12 protein-coding genes are annotated in these 14,666 nt (G+C 71.7%); 7 read left to right on the top strand and 5 right to left on the bottom strand.

Features of this window, described 5'->3' with window-relative positions; all coding sequences use genetic code 11:
* Nucleotides 1-57: 57 nt before the first annotated feature.
* Together MED15_RS28110 and MED15_RS28115 are read right to left on the bottom strand one after the other, a co-directional pair.
* Nucleotides 58-927, bottom strand: a complete 870-nt coding sequence (locus MED15_RS28110) for an NAD(P)H-hydrate dehydratase (RefSeq protein ID WP_112730161.1) — start codon at nt 925-927, stop codon at nt 58-60.
* A complete protein-coding gene (locus tag MED15_RS28115; protein WP_112737373.1) occupies nt 911-1,642 on the bottom strand; it encodes a histidine phosphatase family protein in 732 nt (243 codons plus the stop codon). The genes MED15_RS28110 and MED15_RS28115 overlap by 17 nt, the downstream gene beginning before the upstream one ends.
* Nucleotides 1,643-1,821: 179 nt before the next feature.
* Here MED15_RS28115 and MED15_RS28120 point away from each other — a divergent pair, with 179 nt between their 5' ends.
* Both MED15_RS28120 and MED15_RS28125 read left to right on the top strand, forming a co-directional pair.
* Entirely contained in the window at nt 1,822-2,148 is a 327-nt protein-coding gene (locus MED15_RS28120; protein ID WP_091397696.1) for a hypothetical protein, read from the top strand.
* A gap of 107 nt (nt 2,149-2,255) precedes the next feature.
* Nucleotides 2,256-3,227, top strand: a complete 972-nt coding sequence (locus MED15_RS28125) for a DNA polymerase domain-containing protein (RefSeq protein ID WP_112587884.1) — start codon at nt 2,256-2,258, stop codon at nt 3,225-3,227.
* A 9-nt stretch (nt 3,228-3,236) separates the two neighbouring features.
* Here the strand turns inward: MED15_RS28125 and MED15_RS28130 are convergent, their stop codons facing one another.
* Nucleotides 3,237-3,743: an Lrp/AsnC family transcriptional regulator gene (locus tag MED15_RS28130; RefSeq protein ID WP_091397703.1), complete on the bottom strand. Its 507-nt coding sequence runs from the start codon at nt 3,741-3,743 to the stop codon at nt 3,237-3,239.
* Nucleotides 3,744-3,848: 105 nt separating this feature from the next.
* Between MED15_RS28130 and pdhA the strand changes: the two genes are divergently transcribed.
* The 4 genes from pdhA (at nt 3,849) to MED15_RS28150 (ending at nt 9,212) form a co-directional block, all read left to right on the top strand.
* Nucleotides 3,849-5,015, top strand: coding sequence for a pyruvate dehydrogenase (acetyl-transferring) E1 component subunit alpha (gene pdhA, locus MED15_RS28135; RefSeq protein ID WP_373861094.1), 1,167 nt, complete (start codon nt 3,849-3,851; stop codon nt 5,013-5,015).
* The gene (locus tag MED15_RS28140; RefSeq protein WP_181518385.1) at nt 5,012-6,016 is read left to right on the top strand and encodes an alpha-ketoacid dehydrogenase subunit beta; all 1,005 of its coding nucleotides are present in this window, start codon (nt 5,012-5,014) and stop codon (nt 6,014-6,016) included. The genes pdhA and MED15_RS28140 overlap by 4 nt, the downstream gene beginning before the upstream one ends.
* Complete coding sequence (locus MED15_RS28145) at nt 6,001-7,371, top strand: dihydrolipoamide acetyltransferase family protein (RefSeq protein ID WP_112587193.1); 1,371 nt, start codon at nt 6,001-6,003, stop codon at nt 7,369-7,371. Before MED15_RS28140 ends, MED15_RS28145 begins: the two co-directional genes overlap by 16 nt.
* Before the next feature lie 161 nt (nt 7,372-7,532).
* Entirely contained in the window at nt 7,533-9,212 is a 1,680-nt protein-coding gene (locus MED15_RS28150; protein WP_112587880.1) for a right-handed parallel beta-helix repeat-containing protein, read from the top strand.
* Nucleotides 9,213-9,326: 114 nt separating this feature from the next.
* Here the strand turns inward: MED15_RS28150 and MED15_RS28155 are convergent, their stop codons facing one another.
* Both MED15_RS28155 and MED15_RS28160 read right to left on the bottom strand, forming a co-directional pair.
* Nucleotides 9,327-11,426 carry a PQQ-dependent sugar dehydrogenase gene (locus tag MED15_RS28155; RefSeq protein WP_112587191.1) on the bottom strand — a complete coding sequence of 700 codons (2,100 nt, stop codon included), beginning with the start codon at nt 11,424-11,426 and terminating at the stop codon, nt 9,327-9,329.
* A 23-nt stretch (nt 11,427-11,449) separates the two neighbouring features.
* The gene (locus MED15_RS28160; protein ID WP_112587189.1) at nt 11,450-12,415 is read right to left on the bottom strand and encodes a sugar phosphate isomerase/epimerase family protein; all 966 of its coding nucleotides are present in this window, start codon (nt 12,413-12,415) and stop codon (nt 11,450-11,452) included.
* 898 nt (nt 12,416-13,313) lie between these two features.
* On the opposite strand from MED15_RS28160, the gene MED15_RS28170 reads away from it, so the two are divergent.
* On the top strand, nt 13,314-14,582 hold the full coding sequence (locus tag MED15_RS28170; protein WP_112587187.1) for a L,D-transpeptidase: 1,269 nt from the start codon (nt 13,314-13,316) through the stop codon (nt 14,580-14,582).
* Nucleotides 14,583-14,666: the final 84 nt, after the last annotated feature.

Consider the following 14,666-nt stretch of genomic DNA (forward strand, 5'->3'; position numbering starts at 1 on the left):
CTCGGCTGGTGGGGTTCCGGTACCCCAACGCCGAATGCGGAAACAGGTGAAACCGCCTCAGACCATCGCCAGGGTGCGGGGGATCTCGTCGAGCAACTCCCGAGCCAGAAAGCCGATCCGGCCGTAGCGGGGGATCAGCCGCTGGCCGCTCACCGAGTGCGCGAACGAGCCCCAGCAGGCCGCCTGCGCAGGGTCGGCACCCCGGGACAGCAGGCCCGCCAGCAACCCGGCGAGCACGTCCCCGCTGCCGGAGGTGCCCAGCCCGGCGTCGCCGCTCTCCTCCCGCCAACCCCGACCGTCCGGGGCGGCCACGTGCCCGTACAGCGACACGACCGCCTCGTACCGCGCGGCCAACTCGGCCGCCTCGGCGTCCAGGTCGTCGCCCGGCTCCCGTCCGAGCAGGTGCCCGGCCTCGGTGACGTTGGGGGTGAGCACCACGGGCCGACCCGAGCCGACCAGCAGGTCCGGTGCGTGGCTGAGCGCACCGAGGGCGTACGCGTCGAGCACCAGTGACGTGTCCGGACGGGCCGCCTCCAGGACCAGGCTCAGCAGGCGGTTGGTCTCGTCGATCGCCTTCAGGCCGGGGCCGACCGCCACCACGTCGGCCTGCGTGACCAGGTCGCCGAGCTGGCCGTCCCGGTCGGCGGCCACTGCGCCGTCGGGGGTCTCCGGCAACCCGACCACCAGCGCCTCGGGCACCTGGATGCTCAGCGCGGCGGCGGTGGACTCGGCGGCGGCCAGTTGGAGCACCCCGGCGCCGGCGCGCAACGCGGCCACCCCGGCGAGCAGCACCGCGCCCGGCGTGAAGCGGGAACCGCCGACCACCAGCACGGTGCCCCGGCTCTCCTTTCCACCGACCGGCACCGGCAGCGCCCAGTCCCGCAGCAACGCCGGGGTGATCACCCTCACCTCAGACCGGCTCGGCATGGATCTCGTCCTCCCTGGTCGGCTGGGCGCCCTGCTGACGCAGGTGCGCGACATCGTTGAAGGCGGTGAGGGCCAGGCGGCCCTCGTCGTCGGCCGACCACTCGGTGATCGAACAGTTGGCGATCACGTCCTGCCGGGTGAGCGCCATCAGCTCGTCCTCGGTCAATCCCTCCACCAGATAGCGAAGCAGGAAGACCAGCGCGTCGTGGCCGAAGAGCAGCACCCGGCACCCCTCGTGGTCGCGGCGCAGGTCGCCCAGCAGGGTCCGCAGCCGCAACGCCACGTCGGTCCAGGACTCCCCGCCCGGCGGCCGGTAGTAGAACTTGCCCAACCGCTCCCGGCGGTCGGCCTCGTCCGGGTACCGCCGGCGCACCCCGTGCCCGGTCAGCCCGTCGAGGATGCCCAGCTCCCGGTCGCGTAGCCGCTCGTCGCGGTGGACGGGAATGTCGGTGCCGGCCAGCGCAAGCCGCGAGGTCTGCACCGCGCGCAGGTACGGCGAGACCACCGCCACGTCCGGGCGCTTCGCGTCCGGCAGCTCGGCCAGCCAACGGCCGGTCGCCCGAGCCTGCTCCTCGCCCGTCGCGGAGAGCGGCACGTCGGCGTCGCGGTGGGTGAGGTCGATCAGCTCCGCGCCCGACGCCTCGGCGTGCGTCGCCGCGACGTTCGCGGTGCTCTCGCCGTGCCGGACGATCCAGAGGGTTGCCAGTTCCGCCATGCGGCCCCCCTACCCGGGCACCGCCGACGGTAACCGTGTCCGGTCGGCGTCGCGCCGCCCCCACCGTAGAAGGGATTGACACAACTAATCGCCAACCACAGTTGTCGGCTTCGGGGCAGCGCCACGACAGTTTGATGCGGAACAATGTGGGCGGGGCGACTGGTGGGGATGTGTCGACGATGACTATCGTGCGAGGTCTGCGGGAAGCGCTTCTATTGTTCGTGATCGCCGGGGTGCTGGTCGCGGTCGCGGCAGGGATCTGGGTGGCGGTCGCCGGCGGCGAGTACACCACCCGGCTGGGCATCGCGTTGATAGTGGTAGGCGGGCTCCTCGGTGTGACGGGTGACCTGACGATGAGTCGGATCGGCATGCTGGGCCCGCGCGCCATCTTCGGCGCCGCAGGGGAGCGCGAGACTGCCGGCGGCGGGCGGGTGCTAACCGGGGTCGGCATCTTCCTCTTCGTCGGGCTGCCACTGATCGTGGTCGGCGTGCTGCTGATCGACTGATCGAGCGCGGCAGTCTCGCCGTCGACGGGCAGCTCCACCGGCGCCGCGCCGCACCTGTGTCCGCTCGGTGGCAGTGCGGCGCGCCTGCGCGTCGTACCCTCGGTGGCGTGGCCACGGCGGCGGAGGAGATCCAGGTGGGGGAGCGGCTGGTCCGCGTCTCCAGCCCCGACAAGCCGTACTTTCCCGAGCGTGGGCTGACCAAGCTGGACGTGGTCCGCTACTTCCTGGCGGTGGGCGACGGCATCCTGCGGGCGCTGCGGGATCGGCCGACCATGCTGGAACGCTGGCCGCGCGGTGTCTTCGAGGGCGCGACGATCGCCACCCGGCAGACCAACCGGGGCGACGCGTTCTACCAGAAGCGGTTGCCGGCCGGCGCGCCCGAGTGGGTGCGGACCGCGCACATCACCTTCCCCAGTGGCCGTACCGCCGACGAGGTCGCGCCCAGTGAGTTGGCCGTGGTCATCTGGGCGGCCAACCTGGGCACCCTGCGGTTCCACCCGTGGCCGGTCACCGCCGCCGACGTGGAACGCCCCGACCAGCTGCGCATCGACCTGGACCCGATGCCCGGCGTCGGCTTCGAGCAGGTGGTGCCGGTGGCGCACGAGGTGCGGGCGTTCCTCGCCGAGCTGGGCATGACCGGCTATCCGAAGACCACCGGCGGTCGAGGGCTGCACGTCTACCTGTCGATCGAGCCGCGGTGGAGCTTCGGTGAATGCCGTCGGGCGGTGCTCGCGCTGGGTCGGGAGATGCAGCGCCGGCTGCCGGACCTGGTCACCACCACCTGGTGGCGCGAGCAACGGGACCGGCCGGTCTTCGTCGACTACAACCAGATGGCCCGCGACCACACGGTGACCTCGGCGTACTCGATCCGGCCGACGCCGGCCGCGCTGGTCTCCGCGCCGCTGGACTGGTCGGAGCTGGACCAGGTCCGTCCGGAGGACTTCGACGTGCTCAGCATGCCGGCCCGGTTCGCCGAGCGCGGCGACCCGCACGCCGGCCTGGACGGTGACCGGCACTCGCTGGAGCCGCTGCTGGAGCTGGCCGACCGCGACGGGCTGGAGGCCCCGCCGGAGCGCTGAGCCCGGCGGTCACGCCCAGGGGCTGCCAAGCCCGTCGAACTCCTCGAAGACCAGCCAGGTGCGGGTGGACAGCACCCCGGGAATGCTCTGCACCCGGCCCAGCACCACGTCGCGCAGCGCGGCGTTGTCCGGGGCGCGCACCAGCGCGAGCACGTCGTGGTCACCGCCGAGCAGCGCGGCGTGCTCGATGTAGCGCACCCGGGCCAGCTCGGCCGACACCTCCCGCCAGGTGTTCTGCTCGATGGTCAGGGCGATGTACGCCGACGTGCCCAGCCCGGCCGCCTCGGGCGCCACCTGGGCCCGGAACCCGGTGATGACCCCGTCGCGCAGCAGCCGCTCCACCCGCGCGTACGCGTTGGTGCGGGAGATGTGGATCCGTTCGGCGAGGGTGCGCACCGACGTCCGACCGTCGCGGACCAGCTCGTCGAGGATCCGCCGGTCGACCTCGTCCAGGGCTCGGGCCGATCGTCCCGTTCCCGCGCCCCGGCTCGCTTCGTCGGCGGTCTCCTGGCTCACTGATGGGTCCTCCGCATGCCAACCGTCCCGCCTTCTGTGTCGATCTTGAGTCAATCATCCACAAGCGGAAGCATAGGCTCACCACACGTCCCAGGAGGTTCCGCCGTGACGACCACTCCCCAGGCGGTCCGCAGGGCATCCCCGCGCACCCGTCGAACGGTCACCCCGCCCGACCCGGCGCGCTCGTTGCTGCCAGACGCCGAGCCGGTCCGCCTGCTCGCCGAGAACGGCACGCCGCTGCCCGCCCGCTCCGACTACCCCGAACCACCTGCCGAGGTGCTGCGCGAGCTGTACCGCCGGATGGTGCTCGGCCGCCGCTTCGACACCCAGGCGACCGCCCTCACCAAGCAGGGCCGGCTCGCCGTCTACCCGTCCTCGCGGGGCCAGGAGGCGTGCCAGGTCGGCGCGGTCCTCGCGGTCCGCGACACCGACTGGGTCTTCCCCACGTACCGCGAATCGATGGCGCTGGTTGCCCGAGGCATCGACCCGGTCGAGGTGCTCACCCTGCTGCGCGGCGACTGGCACTGCGGCTACGACCCGACCGAGGTACACACCGCCCCGCAGTGCACGCCCCTCGCCACCCAGTGCGTGCACGCCGCCGGGCTGGCGCACGGCGAGGCGTACCAGGGTCGCGACACCGTGGCGCTGGCCTTCATCGGCGACGGCGCCACCAGCGAGGGCGACTTCCACGAGGGGATCAACTTCGCCGCCGTGTTCAAGGCGCCGGTGGTCTACTTCGTGCAGAACAACAAGTACGCCATCAGCGTCCCGCTGTCGCGGCAGACCGCCGCGCCGTCGCTGGCATACAAGGGCGTCGGCTACGGCGTACCCAGCGAGCAGGTCGACGGCAACGACCCGGTCGCGGTGCTCGCCGTGCTCACCCGCGCGGTCGCCCACGCCCGGGCCGGCAAGGGACCGTTCCTGGTCGAGGCGCACACCTACCGGATGGAGCCGCACACCAACGCCGACGACGCCACTCGCTACCGCGACGGCGCCGAGGTCGACGCCTGGCGCGACCGGGACCCGGTCGCCCGGCTGGAGACCTACCTGCGCGCCCGCGGCGTGCTCGACGACGCGGCGGTCGCCGAGATCGCCGAGCAGGCCGAGGCGTACGCGGCGGAGCTGCGGACCCGGATGAACGAGCAGCCCACTGTCGACCCGCTGAGCCTCTTCGACCACGTCTACGCCGAACCCACCCCGCAACTGATCGAACAGCGTGAGCAGGTCCGCGCCGAGCTGGCCGCCGCCCACGCCGAGGAGGGTGACGCCTGATGGCCACCACCATGGCGAAGGCGCTCAACACCGCGCTCGCCGACGCGCTCGCCGCCGACGACCGGGTCATCGTCTTCGGTGAGGACGTCGGCGCGCTCGGCGGCGTCTTCCGGATCACCGACGGCCTCCAGGCCCGCTTCGGCGAGAACCGCTGCTTCGACACCCCCCTCGCCGAGGCCGGCATCGTCGGCTTCGCCGTCGGCATGGCCATGTCCGGCCTGCGCCCGGTGGTCGAGATGCAGTTCGACGCGTTCGCGTACCCGGCGTTCGAGCAGATCGCCTCGCACGTGGCGAAGCTGCGCAACCGCACCCGGGGCGCGCTGAGCGTGCCGATCGTCATCCGCGTGCCGTACGCGGGCGGGATCGGCGGGGTCGAGCACCACTGCGACTCGTCCGAGGCGTACTACGCGCACACCCCCGGGCTGAAGGTGGTCACCCCGGCGACCGTCGACGACGCGTACTCGCTGCTGCGCGAGGCCATCGAGGACCCCGACCCGGTGGTCTTCATGGAGCCCAAGAAGCTCTACTTCGCCAGCGCCGAGGCGTCTCTGCCGACCCGCAACGAGCCGTTCGGCCGGGCCGTCGTGCGCCGGCCCGGACGCGACGCCACCCTTGTGGCGTACGGGCCGGCGGTGCCGGTCGCGTTGGAGGCCGCCGAGGCAGCCCGGGAGGAGGGGTGGGACCTCGAGGTCGTCGACGTGCGCACCATCGTGCCGTTCGACGACGAGACCATCACCGCCTCGGTCCGGCGTACCGGCCGGTGCGTGGTGATCCAGGAGGCGCCCGGCTTCGCGGGCGTCGGCGCGGAGATCGCCGCCCGGGTGCAGGAGCGCTGCTTCCACGCGCTGCACGCCCCGGTGCTGCGGGTCGCCGGACTGGACATCCCGTACCCGGCGCCGATGCTGGAGCACACCCACCTGCCCGGCGTGGACCGGGTGCTCGACGCGGTGGCCCGCCTCCAGTGGAACGACCAGCCGGACGCGCGTTGGGCGGCGGCATGACCACCGTCGAACGGACGCAGGTCTTCCTCCTTCCCGACCTGGGCGAGGGGCTGAGCGAGGCCGAGATCGTCGAGTGGCGGGTCGCCGTGGGTGACGTGGTCACCGTCGACCAGAGCGTGGTCGAGGTGGAGACCGCCAAGGCCGTCGTCGACGTGCCCTGCCCGTACGCCGGGCGGGTGGTCACCCTGCACGGCGCGGCCGGTGAGGTACGCCCGGTCGGCCAGCCTTTGATCACCATCGCGCCGCTGGACGGGGGCGACGAGCCCGCCGGGCACGCCACCTACCGCGAGGAGGAGCGCGCCGGCTCCGGCAACGTGCTGATCGGGTACGGCACCGGTCACGGCACCGCCACCCGCCGTCGGCGTCGGCCCCGCCTGGCGGTGGCCCCCGAACCGGCCGACACCGGCCCGAACGGCCCGACCGGCGCGGCTGCCGGTGTCGCTTCCGGCGACCCGGCACCGCCTACCGCCGCCCTGGTCATCTCGCCGATCGTGCGGCGGCTGGCCCGCGAGCACGGCGTCAACCTCGACACGGTGCGGGGCACCGGGCCCGGGGGTGTGATCCGACGTGCCGACGTGGAGGCAGCGCTGACCGCGCCCGCCGCCCGGCTCGCCGCCGTGCCGGACCCGCAGGTCGGGTCGTCCCCGGACGGTGACGGTGACGGTGACGTCATCGTCCCGCTGACCGGCGTCCGCAAGGTGATCGCCGACAAGCTCTCCCGTAGCCGGCGGGAGATCCCGGAGGTGACCATCTGGGTCGACGTGGACGCCACCGGGCTGCTGGAGACCCGCGCCGCGATCAACGCCGCGACGCCCGACGCGCCGGTGAGCATCCTGGCCCTGCTGGCCCGGATCTGCCTCAGCGGGCTGCGCCGGTTCCCGCAGCTCAACGCCCGGGTCGACACCGAGGCGCAGCGCATCGTCCAGTCGGCCGGGGTGCACCTCGGCATCGCCGCGCAGACCGACCGGGGGCTCCTGGTGCCGGTGCTGCGCGACGCCCAGCGGCTCACCACCGCCGAGCTGGCGGCCGAACTGGCGGCGACCACCGCCGCCGCGCGGGCCGGCAGCCTGCCCCCGGCCCGGCTGACCGGCGGCACCTTCACGCTGAACAACTACGGGGTGTTCGGCGTCGACGGCTCCACGCCGATCATCAACCACCCCGAGGCGGCCCTGCTCGGGGTCGGGCGGATCGTGGACAAGCCGTGGGTGGTCGACGGGCAGCTCGCCGTCCGCAAGGTGACCCAGCTCAGCCTCACCTTCGACCACCGGGTCTGCGACGGCGGGGTGGCCGGCGGCTTCCTGCGGCACGTCGCCGACTGCGTGGAGCGACCGGCGCTGCTGATCGCCGCCGTCTGACGCGTACCCCCTCGGCCCCGGCGCCGCCCGTGCGGCGCCGGGGCCGGCGCACGTCCAGAGCTCCCCGCGGCGTCATCGGGCCGGGGTTTCCCGGCGGCCTCACCGGGAAGTCGGCCCCGCCGGAGCGCACCGAACGCGTCGAAGGGAGCCCGCCCGTGGCCGTGGCGAACGAGCTGCTACTGAACTCGGTCCGGGTACGACGGCCCGCCTCGGCCGGCGCGCCGCTGTACTGCGACGCGCTGGAGTACGGGCTGACCGGTGACGGCGCGACCAACGACCAGCCGGCGCTGGCCGCCCTGGTGGACCGCCTCGGCGCCGGGTACGCCTCGGACGGACGGGCCCGGGTCATCTACTGCCCGCCGGGCATCTACTCGATCCGGGACGCGGGCACGGTGTGGCGCAGCGGCGTCTCGCTGATCGGGGCCGGCCCGGCGGCGACCCGGTTCATGCTCAGCAACGAGGGCAACCGGGCCGACCCCACCCCGTTGGCGTTCTGGACCACAGTGCAGCACGGTGCCGACCGGGACCGGCACATCGCCGACTGCACCTTCTCCGACTTCCAGATCGACGGCTCCGGCGTCGCCATGGCCGAGTACAACTACCTGGCCAAGGGCCTCGGCCTCCAGTACGTGGTGCGGGGAGTCTTCCGCAACCTCTACATCCACCACACCGCCGCCACCGGGCTGGGCTGCGACTTCCTCCAGGACTCCCTGATCGACGGCGTGGTGGTGGTCGGCTGTGGCCGACTGGACAACGGTGAGCAGATGGGCGGCGCCGGCATCGGGATCGGCATCGGTGGCTGGGGAGCGGTGGAGCGGCTGACCATCGCCAACTGCACCGCCCTGGCCAACGGCACCAACGGGATCTTCCTGGAGCTGCAGAAGGACTACTGGGAACCGCCCCGTGGTTACCGCATCGTCGGCTGCCACAGTCAGGGCAACCGGTTCGGCATCTCCGACTGGGGCGCCGACGGTCTGATCGTCTCGGCCTGCACGATGACCGGCAACCTGGAGGCCGGCTTCGACGTGTCGTCGCAGGGCACCTCGTCAGTGGCCGGCCGGGGTGGGCTGCTCACCGACTGCGTCATCGACGGCAACCTGCGCGACGGGGTCAGCATCGGCAACAGCCCCGGCCCGTACACCGTCCGGGGCAACCGGATCAGCGGCAACGGCCGGCACGGCTACCACTCGCACGACCTCGGGCGCGGCTACCGGGGCTCGATCCGGGACGTGGTGATCGAGAGCAACGAGTTCTGGGGCAACGGCCTCGACGCGATCCGCGTCGACCACCAGATGACCGACGCGGTGCTGCTCAACAACCGGATCCGCAACAACGGACGACAGTACGGCGAGGGCACCGGCGGTACCGGCGACGCCGTCCACTACAGCGAGCGGTGCCTGGTGGACCGGTCGGCCAACTGGCCGCACGACGGGCACCGGGGAAAGGTCCTGCGGGTCGGGAAGGCCGTGGCCACGGTGGCCTCCAACACCGGCGACGAACTCACCCTCGCCCCGGTCCGCCCGGACGCGTTCAGCGCGTGGAGCGGGGACGTGCCACCGCCGGGATGCGGGTACGAACTGGCCGCCGCGCCGAAGCTGCGGGCCGGCATCACCATCGACGCGCCGTTCGACTCGGCCACCATCCGGGGAAATCGGGTCTGGGACAACCACGACAACCCGACCCAGACGCACGGGCTGTGGATCACCGAGCGGGGCAGTTGCGTGGACTGCCGGGTCGAGGACAACGACATGGCCGGCAACGCCGACGAGGGGATGCGACTGGACACCCCGCCGGTGGGCGGACGATGGCGGGACAATCACGTGGACAGCGACTGGAGCTGACCCGCCGCCGGCCGCCGTCTGGACGGGCGATGGTGCCGGCGAGATCTCGGAGCTCAACGACGTGTGGCGGCGGCCGGAGTGATCCGGCCGCCGCCACTGTCGTGGTTGAACTGATCAGCCGGCCAGACCGGCCACCGGGGTCGGGTCCAGCACCACCGTCGCCGAAGCGGACTGCGGGGGTACGCCCGGGTCCGTCGGGGCGTCGGTGTACTCCGCGACGAACACCGCGGTCAGGTTGTCCGCGCCGCTGTGCCCACCGTCCAGGAAGGTGGGAATGGTCCCGGAGCAACCCGTCGAGGTGGAGAGCGGGTGCCCGTGCTCATCGTGCCCGAGCACGTAGGTGACCTTCACCCGGGAGCAGTCCACCGGCAGATCGTCGGTGACCTTCACCTCGTACGCGACCGTCTGCCCGAACTGGAACGGCTGCCCGGCTTCCGGGGCGACGAACTCGACGACCGGCGCGGTCGGCCCGACCACCAGCGGCAGGGACGCCGAGGCGGACCGTCCGGTGCGGTCGGTGACCTTCAGCGTCGGCGTGTACGAGCCGTTCTCCGGGAACGTCCAGCTCGCGTTCGGAGCGGTGCTGTCCACCGAGCCGTCCGCGTTGAAGTCCCACGCGTAGCTGAGCTTGTCACCGTCCGGGTCGGTCGTGCCGGCGCTGGAGAACGCGACGGTCAGCGGGGCCTGCCCGACGGTCGGGGTGCCACTGATCTTCGGAATCGGCGTCCGGTTGCCCCGGACGAAGTCGATCCGGGACAGCTGCGCGTCCGGGTTCTCGGCGAAGTAACCGTCGCCGTACTCCAGCACGTAGAGCGCGCCGTCCGGGCCGAACTCCATGTCCATCGGGTTGTCCACCACCAGCGACGGCGCCACCGGACGGATGTCCGTCACGTCGCCGTCCTCGTCGAGGCGGAACTCCTTGATGTAGTCGCGGGACCACTCGTAGAACAGCGGCACCCCGTCGTAGTAGGCCGGCCAGCGGGTGCGCGACGTGCTGGTTCCGTCGTAGTCGTACGCCGGGCCACCCATCGGAGAGATGCCGCCGGTGCCCAGCTGCGGGAACTCGGCCGAGGGGGCGGCCGCGTACCAGACCTCCGGCTGCTCGACCGGCGGCAGCACGCGCTTGCCGGTGTTGTGCGGTGAGTCGTTGACCGGGCGCTTGCAGTTGAACTTGGCGCCGGACTCGCCGGTGGCGAAGTCGTAGTCGCGGTAGGCGATCGTCGGCGTCACGCAGTACGGCCAGCCGTAGTTCGCCGGCTTGTCGACGAGCATCCACCGGCCGTGACCGGCCGGGCCGCGCTCCGGGTCCGGGCTGGAGGCGTCCGGCGAGTAGTCGCCGACGTACACGTTGTCGGTACGCCTGTCGACGGCGAACCGGAACGCGTTGCGCAGCCCCATCGCGTAGATCTCCGGGCGGGTCTGCGCCGTGCCCTGCTTGAACAGGTTGCCGGCCGGCACCGTGTAACCACCACCGGCCTTCACCTTGATGCGCAGCAGCTTGCCGCGCAGGTCGTTGGTGTTGGCCGAGGTGCGCTGGGCGTCGTACGCCGGGTGGCGGTCGGCCCGCTCGTCGATCGGGATGTAGCCGTCGGAGGCGAACGGGTTGGTGTCGTCACCGGTCGACAGGTACAGGTTGCCCTTGCTGTCGAAGTCGATCTGGCCGCCGACGTGGCAGCAGATGCCCCGGTCGGTGGGCACGTCGATGATCTGCTGCTCGCTGGCGAGGTTGAGCTTCATCCCGTCCAGCTTGAACCGGGACAGCCGCAGCGCGCCCTTGAATCGCTGCCAGTCCGCCTCGGTGCCGGTCTCCGGCGCGTCCCCCTCGTTGACACCGGGGGTCGCCGGGTCGTCCACCGGAGTGTCCATCGGCGGCGAGTAGTAGAGGTACACCCACTTGTTCTGGGCGAAGTTCGGGTCGATGGCGACCCCCTGCAACCCCTCCTCGTCGTGCTCGTACACCGGGATGTCGGCGGCGAGGGTGTTCAGCCCGGTGCGCGGGTCGTGGATGCGGACCTCACCGGTGCGGGAGGTGTGCAGCACCCGCAGGTCGGGCAGGACGGCGAGGCTCATCGGCTCGCCCGGGAAGTCGTTCAGTGTCACTTTCTGGAAGCTGCTGTCCGGCGGCGCGGCCGGCGCTGCGGACACTGCCGACGGTGGTACGGCCAGACCGGCCGTCACCAGCAGCAGGGCGGAGGCGAATGCGGTCCTGTTCATCAGGTGAGTCCCCCGGGGTGGTTTCAGTACCGAAGTGAAGCGAGATAGTCGAAGCCGACGCGAGCGGTGTCCAGGGCGTCGGCGGGGGAGCGCGGCGCGGTGCCCGCGTCGTCACGCTCCACGATGTACTCCTCGATGCCGGCCTCCCGCTCGTGGGCGAAGATGCGGCCGAAGTCGATGACGCCGTCGCCGAGGTCGGCGAAACCACCCTCGACGTCGAGGTCCTTGACGTGCACCTGGCGAATCCGACCGCGGTTGGCCCGGATCACGTCGACCGGGTCGTGGGCGCCCCGCCAGGTCCAGTAGAGGTCGAGCTCAAAGTGGACCAGCCGGGAATCGGTCTGCGAGCTGAGGATGTCGAACCCGGTCGAGCCGCCGGTCAGCGGAACGAACTCGAGCTGGTGGTTGTGGTAGCCGAAGTCGAGCCCCGCGCGTTCGGCGAGCCTGCCGGCGCGGTTCAGGTCCCGAGCCAGGGCCCGGTAGACGGCGGGGTCCCGGATCGGCTGGCCGCTCGCGTCCCGACCGAAGTACGGGTGGACGATCTTCTTGCAGCCCACCACGTTGGCGTCGGCGAGAGCCTGCTCCCAGGTGGCGGCGTCGAACGGCTGCGGGATGCCGACGTGCCCGGAGGTGGAACGCAGCCCGGCCTCGTCGAGCGCGGCCCGGAACTGCGCGGCGGTGCGTCCGACGAAACCGGCGTGCTCCACTCGCCGGTAGCCGATCCGACGCAGCGCGTCCAAGGTGCCGGGCAGGTCGGCGGCGAGCTGATCGCGCAGCGTGTAGAGCTGAATGCTGATCCGGTCCACCGGCACCCGGCGGCGGCCCTGGGCCTGCCCGGTGGATGCGGCGGGCGCGGCGACGGCGGTGCCGCCGAGCAGACCGGCGGCGCCGACAGCGGCCGCGGAGACGGTCGCGGCGCGCAGCACTCCACGCCGGCTGACCGGCTCGGACGCCGGCGTCGGCTCCGGTCGGTTGAGTTGTTGATCCATGGTGGTGGTCCCTTCCTGACGGCTGGTACGCCGTCGGCGGCGGTCGACCTGACTGCCGTCCGCCGGGCGCGCCGAACCGGCCGGAGGCGGGCTCCGGCTGGACGGTGAGGGACGGCGCGGGTGCGGCCCGGACCCATCGGGAGCGGAACGCGGCGACCCGGCAGAGGTGGCGGCAAGTTGATCGACGAATGGGCAACCCTCTATCTAGATCGAGACCTTACCCTTGCCCCCGGACGAAGGCAAAGCTTTGTCGCGTTCGCCGGAAGTTTCGCTTCAACTGACAAAAGTCCGCCCACGAGGTGCGCCACCCGGCCTGACCTTCTACTTCCCGTGCCGCCACGCCGCGCGGCCCGCCCGCCCCGCCCGGCCCGCCCGGCCCGCCCGCGCCGCCCCGCCCGGCCCGCCCCGCCCCGCCCCAGCGCGTGATCCACTCGGGTTCATGAAAGTCGCGGTGTCAGGACGACCGGGATACCGCGACTTCCTTGAAGTCGAGTCGATCATGAAGCGGATCGACCGCGCAGCGATCAGGAAGCGGACAAAAGGTTCGCGGGCTCAGGCCTGATTCGGGTAGGTGGTGACAGGCCGGGCGATCCAGGCGAACGGGGGGCCGGTCGCGCCTCGTGGCGCCAACTCCCCACGCAACCGATGCCCTGTGCCGGGTGCGCGCCGGAGGTCACCCCCAGGTGCCACCACCCCCACCATCCGGACAGTCGACGTTGCGTCGCTCAAGCGGAGCAAAGCGCATGACACAGGCCAGTTCAACCCCTGATCCGCCAATTGTAACATTGTCGGAAAATGCTCCGGTAAATGCGCTGCCGATTATTTCCGAATGCCGCGAATGGTCCCCTCAATCGGGCAAGAATGTGGCGGAGGGAAGTCGAAAACGGGGGGACTGAACATGACGTCTAGGCGGCGATTGACGCTGTTGGCGGTAACCATCGCAGCCGCACCACTCGTCCTGGGTGCGTGCACCGCCGACCGGGGTTCGGCGACCGGCTCGGCCAAGAAGCACGCCGCCCCACCGGAACTCGCTGTGACGCCGGGGGACAAGGCCCGGGACGTCCCGGTGAGCGCCGAGGTGGGCACCGTGGTCAAGGGTGGGCGGGTCACCGGCGTACGCCTCACCGACGACAAGGGCAAGCAGGTCAACGCCGAGCCGCGCGAGGACGGCTCCGGCTGGGTGCCGAGCGCCCCGCTGCAACCACGACGGACCTACACCGCCGAGGTGACCGCGACCGGTGACTCCGGTGCCACCACCACCCGCACCACCACGTTCACGACGATGGCCAAATCGACCAAGCCGCAGATCACCAGCACGCTCTATTTCAACGGCAATCGGACGTACGGCACGGCGATGCCGGTAACGGTGGCGTTCGACCCAGGAATTCCAAAAGAGGCCAGGGCGGATGTCCAGCGGCGGTTGTTCGTAAAGACGAATCCGCCGCAACCAGGCACCTGGTCGTGGCTTGAGGATGGAAGTCAGGTCTATTACCGGGCTCCCGATTTCTGGAAGCCGGGGACCACCATCAGTGTCCGGGCTGGTCTGGAGGGTCTGCCGATCGGAAAGAAACTGGTCGGCGACGCCGAGCGGACCGCGACCTCCAAGATCGGGCGGCAGGTCTCGCTGGAGATCGACAACGCCACCAAGCAGATGACCGTGTTGCGCGACGGCAAGCAGGTCCGCCGGATCCCGGTCAGCCTGGGCAAGCCGAGCACGCCGAGTTCCAGCGGCAAGATGGTGATCATGGAGAAGCACGAGCGGGTCACCTTCGACACCCGGGGTGAGCCGGACGGCGGCTACGTGGTCGATGTCGACGACGCCCAGCGCTACACCTGGGGCGGCGAGTTCATCCACTCCGCCCCCTGGTCGGAGGGGGACCAGGGCAACACCAACGTCTCGCACGGTTGCGCGAACGTCTCCGCCACCGCGGCCGACTGGTTGATGGGGGTGACGCAGGTTGGTGACCTGGTCACCGTCAAGGGCACCGAGGTGGAGCTACAGCCGGGCAACGGCTGGACCGCGTGGAACGTGAGCTGGGACGAGTTCGCCCGGGGCAGCGCGCTGCCGGTGCCGCCCGGGCTCAAGCCCGTGCCGGTCGCCCCGGCGCACCCGGGCGCGGTGGCCGGCGGATCGCCCGCACCGGCGCCGTCGGTCAGCGGCCGCTGAGACACCGCTGACGGCAGGACAGGGTCGGCCCGCCACCACGGCGGACCGGCCCTGTCGCCGTCCGCAGCCCCCGCCCGTCACCCC

This window comes from Micromonospora noduli (genome assembly GCF_003264475.1).
Taxonomy (GTDB): Bacteria; Actinomycetota; Actinomycetes; order Mycobacteriales; family Micromonosporaceae; genus Micromonospora; species Micromonospora noduli.

What these genes read in the sequence shown, in the direction of transcription:
- MED15_RS28110 (WP_112730161.1), bottom strand. Translation starts at nt 927, where the DNA reads ATGCCGAGCCGGTCTGAGGTGAGGGTGATCACCCCGGCGTTGCTGCGG.
- MED15_RS28115 (WP_112737373.1), bottom strand. Translation starts at nt 1,642, where the DNA reads ATGGCGGAACTGGCAACCCTCTGGATCGTCCGGCACGGCGAGAGCACC.
- MED15_RS28120 (WP_091397696.1), top strand. Translation starts at nt 1,822, where the DNA reads ATGACTATCGTGCGAGGTCTGCGGGAAGCGCTTCTATTGTTCGTGATC.
- MED15_RS28155 (WP_112587191.1), bottom strand. Translation starts at nt 11,426, where the DNA reads ATGAACAGGACCGCATTCGCCTCCGCCCTGCTGCTGGTGACGGCCGGT.
- MED15_RS28160 (WP_112587189.1), bottom strand. Translation starts at nt 12,415, where the DNA reads ATGGATCAACAACTCAACCGACCGGAGCCGACGCCGGCGTCCGAGCCG.
- MED15_RS28170 (WP_112587187.1), top strand. Translation starts at nt 13,314, where the DNA reads ATGACGTCTAGGCGGCGATTGACGCTGTTGGCGGTAACCATCGCAGCC.